The 18,036-nt window shown below is 69.1% G+C and carries 16 protein-coding genes and 1 riboswitch; of the genes, 7 read left to right on the top strand and 9 right to left on the bottom strand.

The annotated features are described in order from the left end of the window. The first annotated feature begins 119 nt into the window (after window positions 1-119). The 4 genes from G6027_RS10735 to G6027_RS10720 all read left to right on the top strand — a co-directional run bounded on the left by G6027_RS10735 (window position 120) and on the right by G6027_RS10720 (window position 5,698). Window positions 120-761 (top strand): MerR family transcriptional regulator, encoded by a 642-nt coding sequence (locus G6027_RS10735; protein ID WP_182637170.1) that lies wholly within the window; start codon window positions 120-122, stop codon window positions 759-761. Between the two features lie 34 nt (window positions 762-795). Beyond that, window positions 796-892: riboswitch (glycine riboswitch) on the top strand. Window positions 893-1,067: 175 nt separating this feature from the next. Next, on the top strand, window positions 1,068-3,962 hold the full coding sequence (gcvP, locus tag G6027_RS10730) for an aminomethyl-transferring glycine dehydrogenase (RefSeq protein WP_182637169.1): 2,895 nt from the start codon (window positions 1,068-1,070) through the stop codon (window positions 3,960-3,962). A gap of 47 nt (window positions 3,963-4,009) precedes the next feature. Beyond that, a complete protein-coding gene (locus G6027_RS10725) occupies window positions 4,010-4,837 on the top strand; it encodes a hypothetical protein (protein ID WP_182637168.1) in 828 nt (275 codons plus the stop codon). A gap of 27 nt (window positions 4,838-4,864) precedes the next feature. Beyond that, on the top strand, window positions 4,865-5,698 hold the full coding sequence (locus G6027_RS10720; protein WP_182637167.1) for an alpha/beta hydrolase: 834 nt from the start codon (window positions 4,865-4,867) through the stop codon (window positions 5,696-5,698). Between the two features lie 37 nt (window positions 5,699-5,735). Here G6027_RS10720 and G6027_RS10715 read toward each other — a convergent pair whose 3' ends face one another. Then, the gene (locus tag G6027_RS10715; protein WP_182637166.1) at window positions 5,736-7,292 is read right to left on the bottom strand and encodes a fatty acyl-CoA synthetase; all 1,557 of its coding nucleotides are present in this window, start codon (window positions 7,290-7,292) and stop codon (window positions 5,736-5,738) included. A 419-nt stretch (window positions 7,293-7,711) separates the two neighbouring features. Here G6027_RS10715 and G6027_RS10710 point away from each other — a divergent pair, with 419 nt between their 5' ends. After that, a complete protein-coding gene (locus tag G6027_RS10710; RefSeq protein WP_346995693.1) occupies window positions 7,712-8,020 on the top strand; it encodes a YchJ family metal-binding protein in 309 nt (102 codons plus the stop codon). A 3-nt stretch (window positions 8,021-8,023) separates the two neighbouring features. Here the strand turns inward: G6027_RS10710 and G6027_RS10705 are convergent, their stop codons facing one another. From G6027_RS10705 to G6027_RS10680, 6 genes are all read right to left on the bottom strand, one after another. Beyond that, a complete protein-coding gene (locus G6027_RS10705) occupies window positions 8,024-8,566 on the bottom strand; it encodes a hypothetical protein (protein ID WP_182637165.1) in 543 nt (180 codons plus the stop codon). 57 nt (window positions 8,567-8,623) lie between these two features. Beyond that, the gene (locus tag G6027_RS10700) at window positions 8,624-9,562 is read right to left on the bottom strand and encodes a hypothetical protein (protein ID WP_182637164.1); all 939 of its coding nucleotides are present in this window, start codon (window positions 9,560-9,562) and stop codon (window positions 8,624-8,626) included. A gap of 63 nt (window positions 9,563-9,625) precedes the next feature. Beyond that, the gene (locus tag G6027_RS10695) at window positions 9,626-10,441 is read right to left on the bottom strand and encodes an NUDIX hydrolase (RefSeq protein ID WP_182637163.1); all 816 of its coding nucleotides are present in this window, start codon (window positions 10,439-10,441) and stop codon (window positions 9,626-9,628) included. A gap of 61 nt (window positions 10,442-10,502) precedes the next feature. Then, on the bottom strand, window positions 10,503-11,129 hold the full coding sequence (locus G6027_RS10690; RefSeq protein ID WP_182637162.1) for a TetR family transcriptional regulator: 627 nt from the start codon (window positions 11,127-11,129) through the stop codon (window positions 10,503-10,505). Further along, window positions 11,126-11,584: a DUF3817 domain-containing protein gene (locus tag G6027_RS10685; protein ID WP_182637161.1), complete on the bottom strand. Its 459-nt coding sequence runs from the start codon at window positions 11,582-11,584 to the stop codon at window positions 11,126-11,128. Before G6027_RS10685 ends, G6027_RS10690 begins: the two co-directional genes overlap by 4 nt. A gap of 84 nt (window positions 11,585-11,668) precedes the next feature. Further along, window positions 11,669-14,215 carry a DUF3516 domain-containing protein gene (locus tag G6027_RS10680; RefSeq protein ID WP_182637160.1) on the bottom strand — a complete coding sequence of 849 codons (2,547 nt, stop codon included), beginning with the start codon at window positions 14,213-14,215 and terminating at the stop codon, window positions 11,669-11,671. Between the two features lie 198 nt (window positions 14,216-14,413). Here G6027_RS10680 and G6027_RS10675 point away from each other — a divergent pair, with 198 nt between their 5' ends. Beyond that, window positions 14,414-14,791 carry a MerR family DNA-binding transcriptional regulator gene (locus tag G6027_RS10675; RefSeq protein WP_182637187.1) on the top strand — a complete coding sequence of 126 codons (378 nt, stop codon included), beginning with the start codon at window positions 14,414-14,416 and terminating at the stop codon, window positions 14,789-14,791. A gap of 13 nt (window positions 14,792-14,804) precedes the next feature. On the opposite strand, the gene G6027_RS10670 is transcribed toward G6027_RS10675, so the two are convergent. Then, on the bottom strand, window positions 14,805-15,761 hold the full coding sequence (locus G6027_RS10670) for an IS481 family transposase (RefSeq protein WP_182637159.1): 957 nt from the start codon (window positions 15,759-15,761) through the stop codon (window positions 14,805-14,807). Window positions 15,762-15,865: 104 nt separating this feature from the next. Further along, the gene (locus G6027_RS10665) at window positions 15,866-16,801 is read right to left on the bottom strand and encodes a PAC2 family protein (RefSeq protein ID WP_182637158.1); all 936 of its coding nucleotides are present in this window, start codon (window positions 16,799-16,801) and stop codon (window positions 15,866-15,868) included. A 266-nt stretch (window positions 16,802-17,067) separates the two neighbouring features. On the opposite strand from G6027_RS10665, the gene G6027_RS10660 reads away from it, so the two are divergent. Then, window positions 17,068-18,036, top strand: a 969-nt coding sequence (locus G6027_RS10660) for a DUF4192 domain-containing protein (RefSeq protein ID WP_182637157.1), incomplete at its 3' end; no start/stop codon positions are given.

Raw genomic sequence — 18,036 nt, 5'->3', positions numbered from 1 at the left:
AGCGTTGCTCCCAGTGAACTACACCGATGGTGTTCACGCGTTCAAGGATCCGGGCTCGACAGAGTCCGGCACCGTGTCTCCGCGACAGCGGCGGCACCCCACAGCTTGAGGGAGCAATCGTGGCCGACCACACCCGGGATCCGGAGTCGTCCTCCACCGGTACGCACACGGAGGGTCTCTTCGGAGGCGACGTCGAGGCCACCCAGGCCACGTTCGACGAGGTGCAACCGGGCCTGTTCCCCGACGACGGTATTCCGGACGGCACGAGTGGATACCGCGTCCCGATCGCCTGTCAGATCGCCGGCATCACCTACCGGCAACTCGACTACTGGGCCCGGACCGATCTGGTGGTGCCGTCGATCCGCAACGCCGCCGGGTCCGGTAGTCAGCGCCTGTACTCGTTCAAGGACATCCTCGTCCTCAAGATCGTCAAGCAGTTGCTGGACACCGGGATCTCGCTGCAGAACATCCGGAAGGCCGTGGATCAGATCCGCTCCCGCGGCGTGAAGGACCTGGCCACCATCACCCTCTTCTCCGACGGCCGCACGGTATTCGAGTGCACCTCGAAGGAGGAGGTGTTCGACCTGCTCCAGGGTGGGCAGGGAGTCTTCGGCATCGGGATCGGTGGTGCGATGCGGGAGCTCGCCGGGTCGATCGCCGAGTTCCCCGCAGAGACCGTCTCGGTCGAGGACGTCATCGAGCCCCTCGAGGACGAGTTGGCGGCCCGTCGGCGCGCCCGCGCCTCGCGGCGTACGGGCTGAACGGAGGGAGTCGTCTAGACTCGGCGGTGCGTTCACGCGACTCACGGGAGAGTCCCGCGGCATCTGCCGCGGGCGCCGAAGGAGCAACTCCTCTCCGAGAATCTCTCAGGCACCCGGACCGTGCAGTCGTCGAACGCCTCTGGAGAGCGGTGGAACAGACCACCCGCCCACGGGGAAAGCGCGGCTCGCTGGCGGGCTCCGTGAATCTCTCAGGCGCCGGCGTCAGCCGGTTGGGGACAGAGCGGAGAGGGTAGCACCGGCCCGCAGGCCGCCCGTCCGGGCGGCCCCGCCCTTCGAGGAGCACCTGTGACGACGACCCCGCACACCGCCCGGACCGGAGGCGAGTTCGTCGCCCGCCATCTGGGACCCGACGCCGACGGCCTGGCCCACATCCTGCGGACCATCGGCGTGAACTCGCTCGACGAGCTCGCCGAGCGCGCATTCCCGTCGGTCATCCTCGACGAGGTGGGTCCCGACGGCCGGGCAGCCGGCATCGACGCCCTGCCCGAGCCCCTGTCAGAGGCCGACACTCTGGCCGCGCTGCGCGTGCTCGCCGACCGGAACGAGGTCGCGGTCTCGATGATCGGCCAGGGGTACTACGACACGCTCACCCCGGCCGTGATCCGCCGCAACGTCGTCGAGAGCCCCGCCTGGTACACGGGCTACACGCCCTACCAGCCGGAGATCAGCCAGGGCCGCCTCGAGGCCCTCCTCAACTTCCAGACCATGGTCGCCGACCTCACCGGCATGGACATGGCCAACGCCTCCATGCTCGACGAAGGGACCGCGGCCGCCGAGGCCATGACGATGCTCCGCCGGGCCAACCGGTCCTCGAAGAGCCCGCGCTTCGCGGTCGACGCGGACGTCTTCGGACAGACCGCCGCCATCCTGGCCACCCGTGCCGAGCCGCTCGGCATCGAGATCGTCACGGCGAACCTGATCGACGACGGGTTGCCGGAGGGCGACTTCTTCGGCGCACTCGTGCAGACGCCGGGAGCCTCGGGCCGTGTCGCCGACGTCGCCGGGCTGATCGAGCAGTGCCACGACCGGGAAGTCCTGGTGGCGGCGGGCGTCGACCTGCTCGCCGCGACCCTCCTCACCCCGGCCGGGGAGAAGGGGGCGGACGCCTGCTTCGGCTCGTCCCAGCGCTTCGGCGTCCCGATGGGCTTCGGCGGCCCCCACGCCGGCTTCCTCGCGTGCCGCACCGCGCACGCCCGCAACCTGCCGGGCCGCCTCGTGGGCGTGTCGACGGACGCGGACGGCCGGACGGCCTACCGGCTGGCGCTGCAGACTCGCGAGCAACACATCCGCCGCGACAAGGCCACATCCAACATCTGTACCGCCCAGGTCCTGCTCGCGGTGGTCGCCGCCATGTACGCCTCGTACCACGGCGCGGAGGGCCTGCAGGCGATCGCCCGACGCGTGCACTCCCATGCCGCCGTCCTGGCCGACGGTCTCGTCGCCGCGGGTGTCCAGGTCGTCCACGCCGACTTCTTCGACACCGTCCTGGCCAGGGTGCCGGGCCGCGCCTCCGAGGTGCTCGCCGCCGCCGCCGAGCGGGGGGTGAACCTGTGGATGGTCGACGACGACCACGTGTCCGTCTCCTGCGACGAGGCCACCACCGGGGACCACCTCGCGCTCGTCCTCGAGGCGTTCGGCGGCAACGTCGCCGACATCGCGGACGCCGGGGAACTGGAGATCCTCATCGATCCCGCCTACGGCGATCGGACCTCGACCTATCTCCAGCACGAGGCGTTCGTGAAGTACCGGACCGAGACCGCGATGATGCGCTACCTGCGCGCACTGGCGGACAAGGACCTGGCGCTGGACCGTACGATGATCCCGCTGGGCTCCTGCACGATGAAGCTCAACGCCACCACGGAGATGGAGCCCATCACGTGGCCGGAGTTCGCCGGACTCCACCCCTTCGCGCCGGTCGAGCAGACCCGTGGGATCCGCCGGCTCGTGGCCGACGTCGAGCAGTGGCTCGTCGACATCACCGGCTACGCCGCGGTGAGCCTGCAGCCCAACGCGGGCAGCCAGGGGGAGTACGCGGGCCTGCTGGCGATCCGGCAGTACCACCGCTCCCGCGGCGACGGGGATCGCAGGGTGTGCCTCATCCCGTCCTCGGCTCACGGGACCAACGCCGCGTCCGCGGTGATGGCGGGGATGAAGGTCGTCGTCGTCGGATGTCGACCCAACGGTGACGTGGACGTCGACGACCTCCGCGAGAAGGTCGGCCGGCACGCGGCCGAGCTGTCGGCGATCATGATCACCTACCCCTCGACCCACGGGGTGTACGAGCACGACATCGAGGAGATCTGCGCGATCGTCCACGACGCCGGCGGACAGGTCTACATCGACGGGGCCAACCTCAACGCGCTCGTGGGGGTCGCCCGTCCGGGGCGGTTCGGTGGCGACGTGAGCCACCTCAACCTGCACAAGACCTTCTGCATCCCGCACGGTGGTGGCGGTCCCGGGGTCGGCCCGGTCGCGGTGGCCGAACATCTGCGCGAATTCCTGCCCGGCCACCCCTACGAGGAGGGTCTCGGTTCGGGCGCGGTGGTCTCGGCCGCTGCCTTCGGATCCGCCTCGATCCTCCCCATCACGTGGGCCTACGTCCGCATGATGGGTGCGGACGGGCTGCGGCGCGCCACTCTCACTGCGATCGCGAGTGCCAACTACCTGGCCCGGCGGATCGGGCAGGACTTCCCGGTGCTGTATTCCGGGGACGGCGGGTGGGTGGCGCACGAGTGCATCCTCGACCTCCGGCCGCTCATCGACTCGGTCGGCATCTCGATCGACGACGTGGCCAAGAGGCTGGCGGATTACGGTTTCCACGCGCCCACGATGAGCTTCCCGGTGCCCAACACCCTCATGGTGGAGCCCACCGAGAGCGAGGATCTCGCCGAGCTGGACGCGTTCTGTGACGCGATGGCCGCGATCCGCGCCGAGATCGACCGGGTCGCATCAGGGGAGTGGACCGTCGAGGACAATCCACTGCGCGGGGCGCCCCACACCGCCGAGAGCGTCTCCGCCGACGAGTGGGAGCACGCCTACCCGCGCAGCCTGGCGGGCTACCCGCTGGGGTCGACCTGGCGCCCCAAGGTCTGGCCCGCGGTGCGACGCATCGACGGTGCGTACGGCGACCGGAACCTGGTGTGTTCCTGCCCGCCGTTGGAGGCGTTCGCCGAGGACTGAGCCGACGGGGACCGGTGGTGTCGTACCCGCGTGACACGCTGCGGGGCATGACGACGACCGGTTCCCGTCCCGTTCCAGACCTCCCCTCCTCCTGTCTCGCGTGGTGCCGCGCCCAGCCCCCGGCACTTCTCGTGGCGGACGAGTACGTGGAGATCGACCTCGATCTGTGGAACCTCAGGCTGGCGGAGCGACGCGTCGACCTCCGCTTGGTCGCCGGTGGACCGGACGGCGGCCGGGTCGAGACCGGGTCCGGGTATCTCCGCAGGAGTGACCTCTGGGCGGCGGGCCGCAGGGCGCGCGGCAGCCTGGAGGAGTCGGTGGTCGCGCTCTACATGTGTGCGGCCTGGCTCGCGGGGCACCCCCAGCGCTCGGGCGTTCGTAGGGGACTACCGGACTTCCGTGTGCCGGAGCGGGACCGCTCCGCGTGGCGCTCGGTGTCATCTCACGGATATCCCCTGGTCCTGCACGAGGTGGCGGAGTGGTTGGACGCCCCGGCGGAGGCCATGAACCTCCTGCGCAACGGGGCTCCGTACGGAAGGGCCGGCAGGGGGGTGCCCGATCTCGGGTTCCCGCTCGCGTCGCTCTATCTGTCGTGCCTGGGCATGGCGTGGTCGGAGCAGAGCATCGTTCCCGTCGATTCGGCCGGGATCGGCACGCTGGTCCACGCGGGATGGACGGAGATCGAGTCGCTCGGTCGGATGACGCCGCGTCGGTATCAGCGGTATCTGGACGTGATCTCCGCGTGGGCGGACGAGGCCGCTGTCGACCCGCTGGTGGTCGAGATGTGGTTGGTGCGCGACTGGCATGACCGGCGCTCGATGGTTGCGCCCACGGGGTCGTCTGCCCAGAGCCCACCCGGAAGCCGCCCGCGGTGAACCACCAGAGAAGCTAGTGTCCGCTCTATGGAACTGCAGAGCATGACCGTCGACATCCCGGTCGGTACCCTCGACGTGCTGGAGTGGCGTCCGGGCGGGCCCGAGAGGGGGACCGTGCTGGCGTTGCACGGCTTCCCGGAGTCCCCGTGGGAGTGGGAGGCGGTCGCCAGTCTGCTGACGCAACAGGGGCTCCGGGTCGTCGCTCCGGCCCAGCGTGGGTACTCGACCGGTGCTCGCCCGGACGAGGTCGGGGCCTATGCGATCGAGCACCTGAGCGCGGATGCTCTCGCGGTCGTCGACCATCTCGGGCTGGAGAGGGTGCACGTACTCGGCCACGACTGGGGGGCATCGGTCGCATGGTGGCTCGCCGCCCACCACCCCGGGCGGGTGGCGAGCCTGACGGTGGTATCCGTCCCCCACCTGTCGGCCTTCGCCCGGGCTCTGGAGTCGGACGCGGACCAGCAGGCCCGATCGGCTTATTTCGCCTTGTTCCGACAGGAGGACAAGGCCGAGGAGGTCCTCCTCGAGGACGGAGCCCGGCGGCTGCGGGCGCTGTTCGACGAGCACGTATCGGACGAGCTCGTGGCCAGACACCTCGAGGTGGTCGGCACGCGGGCGGGGCTGACGGGCGCGCTCAACTGGTACCGCGCGATGCGGCGGTACGACCTGCCCGACGTGTCGGTCCCCACGACCTATCTCTGGGGAGAGGACGACCCCGCGATCGGGCGGACCGGTGCCGAGGCGACCGCCGCACGGATGACGGGTGACTACCGGTTCGTGCCGCTGTCCGGCATGGGGCACTGGCTCCCGGAACAGGCCCCCGACGTGGTGGCCGGCGAGGTCCTGGACAGGATCGGCTGACGTCGGACACCGCGCCGGCCCGGGCGAGGCCCAGGAATCAGTTCTGGCGTAGTTCCCGCTTGAGTAGTTTGCCCGACTGGTTGCGGGGCAGTTCGTCCACAAAGACGACACGCTTCGGTACCTTGAACGGCGCGAGATGGGAGCGGGTGCCGTCGATGATCTCGGACTCGGTGGCGTGCGCGTCCTCCCTGAGGACCACTATCGCGGTGACGGCCTCGATCCACTTGTCGTCCGGGGTGCCGATCACGGCCACCTCCGCCACGCGCTCGTCCCGGTACACGGCGTCCTCGACCTCCCGCGACGCCACCAGGACACCACCGGTGTTGATGACGTCCTTGATGCGGTCGACAACCTCGATGAACCCTTCCGGGTCACGCACCACGAGGTCGCCGGAGTGGAACCAGCCCTCGCGGAACGCCTCGGCGGTGGCGTCGGGCTTGTTCCAGTAGCCCGTGCACAATTGCGGAGAGCGGTAGACCACCTCGCCCCGTTCGCCGTCCGCGACCTCGGCGCCCGCCTCGTCGACGACCCGGGCTTCCACGAAGAACACCGGTCGGCCTGCGCTCGCCGGACGGGTGTCGTGCTCCTCGGGGCGCAGGACAGTGGCCAGTGGGCCGATCTCCGACTGTCCGAAGCAGTTGTAGAACCCGAGCTCAGGGTACTTGCCGCGCAGTCGCTGGAGCACCGTCACCGGCATGATCGAGGCGCCGTACTGGGCCTTGCGCAGACTTGACAGGTCCCGGGACTCCAGGTCCGGATGTGAGGCCAACGGTACCCAGACCGTCGGCGCGAGGAAGAGGGACCCGATCCTGTCGACCTCGACCCGGCGGAGGATCTCCGGGATGTCCGGAGCCGCCATGAGGTGCACCGTCGCCCCCAGCGAGAGGTAGGGGAGCGAGAACACGTGCATCGCAGCCGAGTGATAGAGGGGCATGGTCACCAGCGGCTCGTCGTCGGCGGCGAGGTCCAGGGCGAGGATGCAGCTCACGTACTCGTGGACCAGCGCGGAGTGGGTCATCATCGCGCCCTTGGGACGTGAGGTGGTCCCCGAGGTGTAGAGGAGTTGGGCCAGATCGTCGCCGGTGGCGGGGGACTCCACCGGCGAGCACGGGGAGTCCGCCATCGCCGAACCCAGAACGGTGCCGTCCGCGGTCTCCCCCTCCCGGGGCAGCAGCGCGAGGGAGCGCAACCCCGGCAAGGACTCGAGTACGTCCGACAACGTGGCGGACTGTGCCGGGTCCACCAGGACCAGGGACGCCCCCGAGTCGGTCAACAGGTACTCGAGCTCGCCGCCGGTCAGGGCGTAGTTGACCGGCACGTGGGTGAATCCGGCGCGGGAGGTGGCGAGGAAGCCGATGAGATAGGCGTCGGAGTTGACCCCGTAGGCGGCCACCCGGGCCCCGTTCTCCAGGCCCTGACCGGCGAGCGTCGTGGCCACCCGGTCGACCGCGGAGTCCAGTGCCGCGTAGGTCCACCGTCGTTCGGCGAAGGTGAGCGCCACGCGATCGGGGAACCGGGCCGCCGCACGGCGCAGGACGGCGTCGATCGTCGCGGAACTCACGGCGGGACTGAGGGGTCGAGGGGTGGTGATCATCTGTGCAGCCTAGAGGGCAGCAGACGAGGTCATGGTTCGGCTGTGACGATCTCCAACACCTCCGGGGGGACCGCCCCGTTGCTGTCCCTCGGTGTCCAGTGCTCGCTCGGGACCCACTGGGACCCGCACCCTCGGCACGCGAACATGGGCTCCCCGCGGCGCTCCACCGGGGTCCTCGTCCACTCGCACAGATCGCGACAGGAGCGAACCCGCAGGGGGCCGCTACCGGGATCTGGCTGTCGCCGGGAGCGGAAGGGGAGGTCACGAAAGCTGGACATGTCTGCGTTCAGGATAACCGGACGTCGTGTGGGTAGCCTGATCGCGGACCCGGGTGGACGGAGGAGCTCGACGTGAACGGATGCCCCTGCGGGAGTCGGCGCACCCTGGATGGCTGTTGCGGGCCGCTCGTGGAGGACGGCGTGCCGGCCGAGACCGCCGAGCAGCTCATGAGATCCCGGTACACGGCCTTCGTCCTCGGGCGGGAGGATCACCTCTGGCGGACCTGGCATCCGCGGACGAGGCCGGCCCGGGTGGAGGCCGGTGACGTGGAATGGACCGGGCTCGCGATTCTCGACGTGGTACCCGGTGGACCCGCCGATCGGACCGGGACGGTGGAGTTCGAGGCCCGGTATGTGGGGCCGGAGGGGCCTGGTGTCGTGCGCGAGCGGTCGGTGTTCGAGCGCAGAGGTGGTCGCTGGACCTACCTCGAGGACACGGGATCGTCCTGAGCCCTAGGCGGCGGCCGGGTCTTCCGGCTGGCGGGTCACGGTGACCGAACTGATGGTCCTCGGGGCTACCACGTCGATGCGCCCGATACGGTTCCCTCTGGGCATCGTCCAGGCGACCATCCCCCGGATCTCCTCGCCGGGAAAGCTCAGGACCGAGGGCACGAGGGGGTCCTCGACCGTCCCCGCGGGGTTCTCGATCCGCTCGAACGGCCTCCCCGACGGGTCGAAGGCCGAGAAGTCCTCCGGGCCCAGTTCCGGTTGGCCGGACGCCTGCACCGCACGGACGTCCACCACCACGACCGCGTCCGAGTACGTGGTCGAGGGCACGATGCGGAGGTCGGACAGGGTCACGGTGGCGTCCCACGATTCTCCGGCCACGGGGAACGGCCTGTCGAACTGCTGCGACGACGGCAGGGGCCCGGACTGCTGGGCTGTCGGGACCGGGACTCCAGCGGAGTCGTCGTCGCCGAACAGCGACGCCGGTGAACACGCCGGAGTGGACACGGCCGCGGTCACGATCACTGCAGCGAGGACGGCGCGACGCATGTAGGCGCTCCTGGGGCGAGTTCTCACACCGGGCCCGTCCCGGCACGGTCTCAGATCCTACTGCTCGCCTGGTCCGTGGTCGTCGGCGGCGCGCAGGTCACGCCATCGCCTGCCCGCGACCCGGTGCGCGAGATCCGAGTAGACGTCGTCGAGCTCGGCCGAGATCTCGGCCAACTGGATCTTGAAGTTGACCGGGACGAACACCCTGTCGACGAACTCCGCCTCGGCGGAGATCGTCTCGCCGTCGAACACGTACCGGCACCACAGCGAGTCCCGGTTGAGGATCGCTACCTCGGTCTCGGCGGCCGCGGGATCCGCGACGGAAGAGACCAGTGGGCTCCGGAACACGACGAGGGGGAGCGAGCGGTGTGCACGGACGAAGAGCAGGACACACCCGGCGGGAATGGTGAACACGTCGTGCTCGTCGGGGGTGACCCGGCGTTCGTAGACCTCCGACAGGGCCGACTGCAGGGCTCTGGTCGCCTCGTCCGGGGTGGTGATGGGCTGCGAGCGGAAGTCGGCGTCCGCGGGGACGGGGTCACCTGGACCGGCCCCGGCCGCGTCCTCCGGATCGGACACGTCATGGAGGAAGACGGGGTGGGGGATCCCGAAGACCCGCTCCATCGTGCCGGCGACCAGGTGCGCCACCTCGGGTGCTCGGTCGACCGGGAAAGTGAGGTCCGCTCCCGGAGCCCCGTGGTCCGTCGGGCGTCGGCGTGCCCAACCGAGCGCCACGAGCTGCTCGAGCCGGACGGGCCCCAGCGGTTCCGGCAAATCCTCGGATCCGCCGCCGGAGACCTCCGCATGGACGCGGCCGGCGCCGGTGGCGGTGAAACGCACGTACGGTGTGCGGGTGGACGGCGAGCCGAGGACGGGGACGGCCAGATCGAACGTGGCTCCCGGGACGAGGTCGCGCAGGAGTTCGGCCAGGCGGGCCGCGAACCGGTCCCACCCGGCGGCGATCGACGCGTCCACGTCGAACTCGAAATCCGGCATGAGTGGCAGTCAACCACCGCGCAGCCGGGTCCGTCGGTACTTCGAGATGTCCGGTGGGAGCGATCAGCTCCCCGACTCCGGACGACCGGCCTGGTAGTCGGACCAGTACTCGTCCGAACCGTCGAAGCGCACACGCACCCCGCCACTGTGCTCGACGATCTCCGGTTGAACGGGAGTGATACTGCGCTCGGCGTCCAGTGCTGCCGCGACGTCGGGGAACCCGGCGAGGACCCGGAGCTGGGTCCACGTCGGGGGCAGGAGCATGGAGCGGCCGGATCGGAAGTCCTCGAGGAGGTCGACGGGGCGGGCCCACATGGTCAGGTCGACCTCGGTCGTGAGGTCATCGGGTTCCTGCCCCTCCGGCAGCGCGGCGAGGAAGAACCGGGTGTCGTACCTCCGCGACTCCACCGAGGGCGTGATCCAGTGGTCGTAGGGACGGAGTCTGCCCGCCGCGAGGGAGAGCCCCTCGTCGGCGAGGAACCGGCTGAAGGTCAGCCGGTGGCTCTCCAGTTCCTCGCGACTCGAATGGAATCGACCGGCGTCCGCGACCGGGGCTCCGTCGAGGTGGTCGGCGAGGAGGACGCCACACTCCTCGAAGGTTTCCCTCGCGGCCGCGCACACCAGCCGGCGCGCACGTGGTACGTCGCAGCCGAACCGCTCGGCCCACCACTCGGGCGCGTAGCCGGACCAGGCGACATCCGGGTCGTCGTCGGAGGCGTCCACGCCCCCACCCGGGAACACGGTCATGCCCCCGGCGAACGCCATCCCCCGAACCCGGCGCGCGACGAACACCTCCGGTCCGCGGTCGGAGTCCCGCATCACCATCACGGTGGACGCGTCCTTGATCGGGCGGGCCTCGGGGTCGTTGCCGTCATCCATGCGGATAAGTCTCACCCGACGGGGTTCGGGGCCGTTCGTCGGGGTCGCCCGGACGGCACCGTCAGTGCGCACCGTCGGGTGACACCCGACGAGCGAGCACACCGTGCAGGACACGGTCTACATGCTCGCGCAGGTCGGCTCGGTGATCGCGACCGGGTGACCGATCGATCCCCGATCGAACGATGCTCATGTAGAGGACGTCGAAGACGGTCTGGGCGGGGCCGTCGTGATCCCCCGCCTCCGGCGGCCCCGGGGAATGCCGGGCGAGGATGAGGCCGATGATCCCCCGGAGTTCCCCGAGGATGCGCTGTGCCTCCGCACGGTGTGGCCCGGGCTCCCCGAAGACCGTCTCGCGATGGTAGGCGACGATGTTCTCCGGCTGGTTCTCGAGGGCGGAGAACAGGGGGCCGCACAGCGTGACCAGATCCTCGACCGGGTCCCCGGTGTCCGGGACTGTCTCGACCATTGCCCGGAACTCCTCGTTGGCCACCATGCACAGGAGCTCGCCCTTCGACTGGGCGTATCTGAACAGCGTCCCGGTGCCGACCTCCGCCTGCTCGGCCACCTCCTGCGTGGTGACCGAGGAGTACCCGTTGCGGAAGAACAGGTCGCGGGCGGCGGCTAGTATCCGGCGCTGTTTGTCCGCCTTGTTCAGCTCTCGGCGTCCCGGCTCACGGGCCAGGGTCACGAGAACCACTCGGTGGGCTTGCCCGCCACCAGGAGGAGCGAGAAGACCACGGCCACCACCACGAGGGTCACGATGAGGGCGACGACCGGGGAACGGAGCGCGAAGGCCAGGGTGCGCTCGGCGAGGGAGCGTGACTGCTCGCCTCCGGGCCCGAGCCGCCAGGGTCCCTCGAGGAGCCCGCGGCGTTCGACGGACCTCTCGAACGGCACGGTGGCGTAGGGGATGACGGCGGACGCCAGGCCCAGGAGACCGATGCCCGCGGACCAGCGCTTGTCCGTCCACACCGCGATCGTGGCCACGGTGTAGCACAGGAACACGAATCCGTGGATGCTGCCGCCGACCGTGGTGGCCCAGTCGAGCCCGAACCCGTACTTGCCGACCATACCCAGGATCAGCAACGTCCAGGTGATCACCTCCGCGAACGCGAGCCTCTTGTACAGGATGCGGGGGGTCACAGATGTCCTCCAGGGGTCGATTCGGTGTTCGTCGGTCATCGTACGGACACCGGATCGGCGACCCGGTTCAGCCTCCCGGCACCGTCACCCGGCGAGGGTCAGTGAGGCGAAGCGGACCTCGCCCGCCTCGTCGCTCGCGCCAAGGTCCACCACACCCTCGACGGCCCAACCGTGGTCGTTCTCCGGATCGTCGAGCACCTGCCGGACCCTCCAGGTTCCCGGCTCCACCCCGTCACCCGATTCGGTGACGGAGAAGAGGGCGGGTCCGCGTGCCGCGGGCCCGGTTCCGATCGCTTCGTACTCGTCCCAGTACGCATCGATCTCGGTGTCCCAGTCGGGATGGACCGGCACGTCGACGTCGAGCGCCACGAGCGTGTCGATGTCGTCCCGCGACAGCAGCTCCACCCGGCGGAACATCGCATTTCGGACCATCACCCGGAACGCCCGGAGGTTGGCGGTGACGGGCCGGGTGGTGCCGGCAGACTCACCGAAGGCGAGCTCGGCAACCTGGTCCGGGGAGACATTCGGGTCGGTGAGCAGCTCCCACTCGTCCAAGAGGCTGGAGTCGACCTGGCGGACGAGCTCCCCGAGCCATTCGACCAGGTCGTCGAACTCCTCGGTCCTCAGATCAGCCGGAACCGTCTGCCGCAGTGCTCGGTAGGCATCGGTGAGATAGCGCAGCACAGAGCCCTCCGACCGGCTCAACCCGTACGCGGAGACCAGATCGGAGAAGGTCATACCCCGCTCGACCATCTCGCGGATGACCGCCTTGGGAGAGGGCTCGATACCCGCCACCCACGGGTGCCCGGCGCGGTAGGCGTCATATGCGTCGGCGATGAGGTCGCCGAGGGGTGTGGGCCACGAGATGTCCTCGACGAGCTCCATGCGCTCGGAGTACTCCACACCTTCGGCCTTGAGGGCGCCGATCGCCTCACCACGGGCGGCCCGCTGCTGGGCGTAGAGGATCGGGCGAGGGTCATCGAGAACGGATTCGATCACCGAGACGAGGTCCAGGACCGGGGTGGGGGAGTCGGGGTCGAGGACCTCCATGGCCGCGATCGCGAACGGGGCGAGGGGTTGGTTGAGCGCGAAGTCCCGCTGGAGGTCGACCGTCAGACGGACGTGCCGCCCGTCGTCGTCCGGCTCGGCCACCCTCTCGACGATGCCCGCTGTCTCGAGCCCACGGAAGAGTTCTATCGAGCGCAGGACGTGCTGCCTTGTTCGGGCCCGTGTCTCGTGCGAATGCAGCAAAAGGTGCCGCATGTGGGTGTAGCAGCTCCCGGGACGCGAGATCACGTTGAGCAACATCGCGTTGCTCACCTCGAAGCGACTGGTGAGCTGCTCGGGCTGCGCGCCGACGAGCTTGTCGAACGTGGACTGCGACCAGTTGACGAAGCCCTCCGGCGGCTTCTTCTTGGCCACCTTGGCCTTCTTCTTGGGATTGGCGGCCACCTTGGCCGCGGCCTTGGAGTTCTCCACCTCGTGTTCAGGGGCGAGAACCACCACCAGCCCCTCGGTGTCGAAACCGGCGCGACCCGCACGGCCCGCGATCTGGTGGAACTCCCGGGCCTTGAGGACGCGCTGACGGCGTCCGTCGAACTTGGTGAGTCCGGTGAACAGAACGGTCCGGATGGGGACGTTGATGCCGACCCCGAGGGTGTCGGTTCCGCAGATGACGGTGAGCAGCCCGTCCTGGGCGAGCCGTTCCACGAGTCGGCGGTATTTCGGGAGCATGCCGGCGTGGTGGACCCCTATGCCGTGCATGAGGAGCTTGCGCAGGTTCCGGCCGAACGCGGTCGAGAACCGGAAGCCACCGATCTCGTCGGCAATGGCGGCCTTGCGCTCCTTGGTGGATACCGCCACCGAGGTGAGGGCCTGCGCCTGCTCGAGGGCCGAGGCCTGGGTGAAGTGGACGATGTAGACCGGCGCCTTGTCGTCCCGGAGCAGGAGTTCGACCGTCTCGTGCACGCTGTGCAGGGCGTAGTCGAACGTCAGGGGGACCGGTCGCTCGGTGCCGCCGACGAGTGCGCACTCCCGCCCGGTCCGTGTGCGCAGATCCTCGAGGAGCCACTCCACGTCCCCGAGCGTCGCGGACATCAGGAGGAACTGTGTATCGGGGAGCTCGATCAGCGGGACCTGCCACGCCCAGCCCCGGTCGGGCTCGGAGTAGTAGTGGAACTCGTCCATCACCACCTGACCGATGTTCGCGGCGGCGCCCTCTCTCAGCGCGATGTTGGCCACGATCTCCGCGGTGGCGCAGACGATCGGGGCGTCGGCGTTGACCGCGGCGTCGCCGGTGAGCATCCCCACGTTCTCGGCGCCGAACACCTTGCACAGCGCGAAGAACTTCTCGCTGACCAGGGCCTTGATGGGCGCGGTGTAGTAGCTACGCACCCCGCGGGCCATGGCGGAGAAATGCGCGCCCAGCGCGACGAGGGACTTGCCCGAACCCGTCGGGGTGGCCAGGACGACGTGGCTGCCCGCCGCCACCTCGAGGACGGCCTCCTCCTGAGCCGGGTAGAGCGTCAGACCCTGGGCTGATGCCCAGGCGACAAAGGCGTCGAAGACCGCCTCGTCGTGCAGATCGGAGGGAACGTCGTCGAGGTCGGCTAAGAGTTCGGGCAGATGCACCCGACCGAGCCTAGCCGTCCGGTCGCCTCCACCCGCGGTGCGTTCGCGTGCTACGCCGCGGCCTCCGCAGCTCGGTGCCCGCAGTCGGTTCCTTCTCCGAGTCGCCGTAGCCCGGCATGTCCCAGAGAAACACCCGGTAGTCACGGCTGAGCTCTCGTGCGACGCTGCCCCACACCTGTGCGGTGTCCACATGGGCCGATGCCAAAACCTCAGGTCGACCTGAGGTCAAGACGGGAAGGGTGCGCGCCAACGAAGATCGGTGAGGTCGCCGGACGGGTCGGGGTCGATATCCACGTCCTTCGGCACTGGCACGACATGGGGGTCGTCATCCCCGACCGCGCAGCATCAGGCCATCGGGACGAAGAGGGCCGTGCCGAGGTCATCGAGCGGAGGCTCCACCGGCTCCGTTCACAGCGCTCTCAGTTGGAGGACGCGGAGAGATTCCTCGAACACGTCATCGGCTGCACACACGACCTCCTCACCCGGTGCCCGGACTGTTCGAGATACGCCTCACGGGACGCGCCGACAACGAGCTGGCCCGGTCGGGTCGACAACCTTCCGGCCCACAGCATCTAGTTGTACCCGGCCATCAGGTTGGTTGCAGTCGGCTGATGGGTGGTTGGCCTCCGAGTGCGCTGTGGCGGCGTTCAGTGTTGTAGTAGTGCACCCATGGCGCAAGAGCGGCGACGCGGTCGGCGTTGGTGGTGAACACCTGTCGGTAGGCCCATTCGGAGGCCAGTGTGCGGTTGAGTCGTTCGACCTTGCCGTTCTGCCAGGGGCAATGTGGCTTGATGAATTTTTGGACGATGCCGTGCTCGGTGCACACCGTCCTCAGCGACTTCCGGTAGGCCAGAGCGTTGTCGGTCATCAGCCGCTCGATCCGGGTGATGCCATGAGAGGCGAAGTAGTCGATCGCCCGCTCGAGGAAACCCGCACAGCTGACGCCCTTCTCGTCCGGCAGGACCTCGCTGTAGGCCAGGCGTGAGTGGTCATCGACCATCGAGTGGACGAAGTCGTATCCGGGTCCGTTCTTGCGATCGCGAGCGACGCCGCGGCCATGAAGCCGCCAGCCCCCACCGTCGGGGATGCGGCCGATCTTCTTGACGTCCATGTGCACCAGTTCGCCGGGGCGGTCTCGTTCGTAGCGAACGGCGGTCTGCTTGGACGATCGGATCACCTCGCCCGTGATCGGATCACGATCGCGAAGGTAGGGCACCTGATGCCGGCGCAGGATCCGGGACACCGTCCGGGCCGGCACTGCGACTTTCGGCCCGAGGACGTCCTGGCCTTCCCGGTGTTCGGCACGAGCTGCCAGGACCTTCTGTTCCACTTCATCACTGGTCTTGGTGGGCATCGAGTGAGGTCGTGAGGACCGAGTGATCAGCCCGGTGTCACCCTCATTTTCGTATCGGGTCAACCAGGTTTTCACGCACTTGCGGGAGACCCCCATTGCTGCGGCGATGTGGGCCTGTGGCCAGCCGGACTTGTGCCGGTCAACGATCAGTCGGCGGCCGTGAATGGTCAATCGGGCATTACGGTGGGACACGAGAACCTCCGGTTTGGAGTGGGCCTTAGACAAGCCACATCCCATCCGGAGGTTCTCGTTCACTCAACCAGGCTCGCCGCTACCAACGTCCTGGCCGGGTACATCTAGTGGGCGCGCGGCTCGTCGTCGCCGGTCTGCTCCGCGAGGAACCGCTCGAACTCGGCACCGATCTCGTCACCGGACGGCAGTGGCTTGCCACCGGGGTTGAGCGAGTCGGAACCGTGGCGGCTCTCCATGAACTCGTCGTACTGCTTCTCCATCAGTTCCACGGCGGTCCGGATCTCCGGATTGTCGGAGATCTGCGCGGTGACCTGCGTGGTGAAGTCCTCGGCCGCGGTCTCGAGCTCACCGGAGGGCAGCTCGAGCTGGGAGATCTGGGCGATGTTGCCGACCAGGTTGAGGACCGCCGCGGGGTAGGCGGTCTGCGAGAGGTACTGGGGGACGTGGACGGTGAAGCCCGCGGACGGGATGCCGTGCTCGGCCATCCGGAGCTCCAGCAGCGCGCTCACGTTCCCCGGGACGGAGAACTCCCCGGGCCAGGCGGTGAAGCCGCGGATGAGTTCGACGTCACTGGCGTGCGCACTCGCCTGCGTGGGGCGGGTGTGCGGCACCCCCAGAGGGATGGCGCCGAGGCCGATCGACATCCGGGCCCCGAACGAACCGGCGAGGTCGATCACGGATTCGGTGAACCCGTCCCACTTCAGGTCCGGCTCGAGGCCGGAGAGCAGGAGGAAGGACGTCCCGCCTGCGTCCTTGATGGCGTGCATCTGGATGGTCGGTTCCGAGTACCCGGCGAAGTGGTCGAAGGAGTACCGCACCTGCGGCCGACGTGAGCGGTAGTCCACCAACTCGTCCGCGTCGAACTCCACGATCAACTGGGAGTCCAGGCTGTCCTTGAGGTGTTCCGTGACGCCCTGGATCGCCTGGCCGGCGTCGGAGAAACCCTCCAACGCATGCACGAGCACCGGACCCTGTCCGGATTCCGATCGCAGATCGGGGACGGGCTCGATCAGTCGGTACAGATCGCTGTGCCTGGCCATGTCGACTCCTCTCGTCGCGACACCCCGAGTCGTCCGGTCCGGTCCGAAATGGTCGTCCCACCGGGACGGGGTTCCTGCTCTTTGCCAACGACAGCGGGCCGCAGTTGATTCCCCACGAGACCCCGGCCTCCACAACGGCGCGAATACGGCCGGTTTCTGCGCGGTCACGGCCGTCGGCGTGTCCGAAGGTTGATCCGGTGCACCAGCACCCGCAAGCCGCCCTCGGCAGGAGAGCGGTCGCGAGACGACGAGACAGGTGGACGGCGATGACGACGAACGGACGGATCGGTGGCGACGGGTTGGACGAGACTCGGACGGTGGTGATCTCCTCTCCTGAGGAGCTCATCGCGTCCATCCCGTCGATGTTGGGCTTCCCGCCGGGTCCCGGATCGGTGGTGGTGGTGTGCGGGCGGACCGCGAACGGCCACGCCGGGCCGGTCGTCAGGATGGATGTGGACGGATTACTCGACGGATCGGGATCGTCCCCAGAGGGCGTTGCCGGGTGGGATGGTGTTGCCGGCTGGGATGGTGTGGAGGACCTCCGCTCCGGGGAGGGTGAGCACTCGCCGGTCGTCGTCGATGACGGTCCGGCTCGTGGGTTGGCCCGGTTCTGCTCGAGGGAGGGCGTGACCGACGTCCATCTGGTGGTGGTCCACGAGGACTGTGCGGACGGGCACTCCGCCGGACTCCGGGCGGAGGACGCCGCCGCGGCGTTCGAATACTGGCTGGGGTTGGCCGGGACGCAGGTCGCCGGTGCGTACGGGGTCGGCGAGTTCGCGCACGGTTCACCCTGGGTCGATCTGTTCGGGCTGGTCCGGGGGACGCAGGTCGACCCGGACTCGACCGAGATCGCAGCGGTCCACGCGTACGACGGCCGTATCCGGGCCGGTTCGCGGCGAGAGATCGAACGGCTCTACCTGGAGCGGGACGACGAGGCGTGTGATGACGATCCGCACGGCCGCGGACCTGCCAGGCTTGAGGGGGCCCGCGAGGTGGACCGCGCGGTGGGGGTGCACGAGGACGCGGTCCGGCGCCTGGAGGCGGGGGAGGAGCTCGACGACGACGAGTTGGCCGGTATCGGACGTGTCCTGCTGGACATCACAGTGCGGGACGAGGTCTACCGGCGCCTGGCCCACCGGGGTCTGTGCGATCGCGACGGCCGCCGCCTGCTCTGGTGGTTGCTCGCGCGCCGCCGGCCCGGCCGCGAACGCTCGGTGGCGCTGCTGTTGTTGGGG

Source organism: Dietzia sp. SLG310A2-38A2 (genome assembly GCF_014145095.1).
Taxonomy (GTDB): domain Bacteria; phylum Actinomycetota; class Actinomycetes; order Mycobacteriales; family Mycobacteriaceae; genus Dietzia.
The sequence above is the reverse complement of the archived record's forward strand: the minus strand, read 5'-3'. Positions and strand labels throughout refer to the sequence as shown.